Consider the following 2911-nt stretch of genomic DNA (forward strand, 5'->3'; position numbering starts at 1 on the left):
ATATCCTTTTAAAATGAAATAAAATAGCTTTAAATTAAATTTTAAAGCTATAATCTTTTTGCTAGTTTTCTTGGGCTAGGCTTTTTGCTTAGCCTCCTTTTTTAAGAATGCTTTTTATATAGTCTTTTGTATCGTTTTTAATCACTTCTTTAATATCTTTTTGTATTTCTCCATTAGCTTTAATGGGCAAAAAAGCTCTTTGTGGTATTTTTCTTTTTTTATTTCCCCATTGATGCACCACTCCATATTTAAAGCCACTTTTAGTTTGGCTGTTGTTAGTTACTATTGCTTCTCCTTTTTTAAAATCTACATGCCAATTTTCGCTTAATTCCCCATCTCTTTTTAGGATTCCTTTGTTTTTACCCTCCTTTTTCTTTTGGGCTATGGTGGAGGGTTTTAGTGCTTTCCATTTCTCTCCAAAAGGACTAGTTTCTTTAGCAAAGGATTCTAAAATACTTTTTCTAATGGTTTCTCCTGCACCTCTTAGCAAGGGTTCGCTATGCTTTTGCAAATCTATAAAATTTCCACAAGCTCTAAAAAATCTATCAAGCCCTTTTATTGTAATTTCTGTCATTTTCTATCCATAAATTGTAGTATTTGCTTTAATTTGGGATTGCTTTTTAAGTGCATCTAACACTACCTTTTGAACTTCTTTTGCAAAATCTCCTAAATCAAACACACCTTCTTTGCTAGAAATATTAAAATTCCCACTCACATGCACACTTACACTTTGATTAGGAGTATAAGGGGTGCTTTGAGCTTGGAGAGGTTGGCTAAATGCTTGGCTAGATTGTGAAGTTTGTGGAATTTTAGTGCTTGTCCTTTGTTCTAAGTCTTCTACATAGCTTTGAGAGACTTTTAATCCCTCTTTGTTTTCAACTCCTGCTTCTTCTTTAGCTACCTTAACTTCTTTTTCTTCATCATCTCCTAAACCTATAAAATCTAATGCACCACCAATGGCGTCTTTAACTCCACCAATTGCTTTGCTAACCCAAGCTAATTTTTCTGCAATATAATCAAAAAACCCACCAAAAAGATTGTATAAAAATTCTCCAATAGGAGAAAATACATTTACAAAAAAATCTTTAATAGGAGCAAAGACTGCTTTAAAAAAGCTAACAATATGTGAGCTGATACTTATAAAAATATTTCCAAAGAATTTAAAAACATTAATCCAACTCATAAACACTGCTTTTATATAATTTGCTATGGGTTGCCATAGGGGTTTTAACCAGTTTATAAAGCTCATAAACCAGTCTTTAACCTTTTCCCAATTCATTATAATAAGTCCAGCAGCTATTGCAATACCACCTATGATTAATCCAATAGGATTAGTCATAATCGCAACGCTTAAAGCTCTAATGCCAAGAGCCACAAACTTAAAAGCTTTATTTAATGCTCCCAAAACAAAGCCTAATGCTTTTAAAGCATTTGTGTAAATGCTTAGAGTAAGAGTTTTTGCTCTCATTGTGAGATTAGCAAGTTTTAAGCTAAGATTGTGTTTGATTAATGCTAGATTGGAAGCACCAAGAGCGTTTTTAAAAGAGAGCAGTTTTAATCTTGAAATAATAAGAGCATCTTTAAAAAGCAATGCAGAGCTTGAAACATAATTTAAAGATAGTCTATAGGCTAAAACTGCAGGTTTAGCCAGTAAAAAAGTAGTTGTTGCAATAGCTAAAACACTACTCAGGAGTGGAAAATTGTTAAATAAATAATCCATCACACTTATTAAAGAGCTAAGGGCATTTGCTATAAACTTAATTGCTGGAAGCAGTGCATCTGAAAACTTAATAGCAATAGCAGAGATATTGTTTCCTAAGATTTTTAAGGCTGCAGATGTTGTATCGCATTTGTTAATGAGTTCTTTATCCATTGAGCCTTTTTTCTCTTCAGAGTTTGCCATTTTTAAAAGCTCTTGGTAACGATCAAAACCATTAACTAAAGTTGTCATAGACCTAATCATTCCGCTATCGTTTCCAAAAATATTAGTGATAACACCAATTTGTGATTCTTTATCTAACATTTTAATTCTAGATAATAATAAATTAATGGCTTCTTGTGAATTTTGATTTAAAGCCTTTTTCATAAAATCTCCACTAAGTCCTAATTCTCTAAAAGCACTTTCTGCTTTTTCTCCCAAAGCATCTGCAGTAGAAAGTTTAGTGAGCATACTAGAAATCGCAGTCCCTGCAACTTCAGCTGGTATCTTTACTTCATCAAGAGTTGCTGCAAGTGCTGCCATATTTTCCCTTTGAAGTCCTACAAGATTTCCCATTCCGCCAATTCTGCTTATAATATCTACAATATTTTTAGCATCACTTGAGCCTTTATCAGCTAGATAGTTAATGCTATCCCCTAAATCTTTTATTCCTTTAACATCTGTTTGGAGGTTTGCCATAAGTCCGCCGATAGCTTCTCCTGCTTCATCTGCTCCCATTTCAAAAGCTACACCCATAGCAGTAGCAGTTTTGCCAAATTCTAATGCCTCTTTAGAAGCAAGTCCTAGCTTTCCTCCCTCGCTCACAATCTTTGCAATTTCTTCTGCTGTCATTGGAAGTTTTTTGCTTAAATCTAGAATATCTTGTTTAAAATCTTTTAGGCTGTGTCCCTCACTAAGCTCTGTTACTTTCTTAACATCTGCCATAGCACTTTCAAAATCCATTCCCACACTAATGCTTTTCCCTAAAATTCCTCCGCTTAGCAATGTTCCCATACTGAAAAACTCATCTTGCAAACTTTTTCTCTGCTCTTTTAATAAATCCAATTTAGAGGCATTGAGTTTTAATGTGTTTAATTCTTTAGAGAGACCCTTAACGCCTAGCTTTGTCTTAGCACACATTGCTTCAAGATTACTAAAATCTTTGGTTACATTTTTAATAGCTCCCATTCCTTTAGTTACTAATCCTAAAAC

At 33.5% G+C, this 2911-nt stretch carries 2 protein-coding genes; both read right to left on the bottom strand.

Annotation, left to right across the window (positions count from 1 at the left end; all coding sequences use genetic code 11):
- Positions 1–88: 88 nt before the first annotated feature.
- Positions 89–574 (bottom strand): phage virion morphogenesis family protein, encoded by a 486-nt coding sequence (locus B6S12_RS10425; protein WP_111230710.1) that lies wholly within the window; start codon positions 572–574, stop codon positions 89–91.
- Positions 575–577: 3 nt separating this feature from the next.
- A partial coding sequence (locus B6S12_RS10430) for a phage tail tape measure protein (protein WP_111230711.1) occupies positions 578–2911 on the bottom strand: 2334 nt, incomplete at its 5' end.

Source organism: Helicobacter valdiviensis (genome assembly GCF_003245365.1).
Classification (GTDB): Bacteria; Campylobacterota; Campylobacteria; order Campylobacterales; family Helicobacteraceae; genus Helicobacter_D; species Helicobacter_D valdiviensis.

Bases quoted from the DNA above. Each gene is read 5' to 3' on its own strand.
- B6S12_RS10425 (WP_111230710.1), bottom strand. From the start codon at position 574: ATGACAGAAATTACAATAAAAGGGCTTGATAGATTTTTTAGAGCTTGT.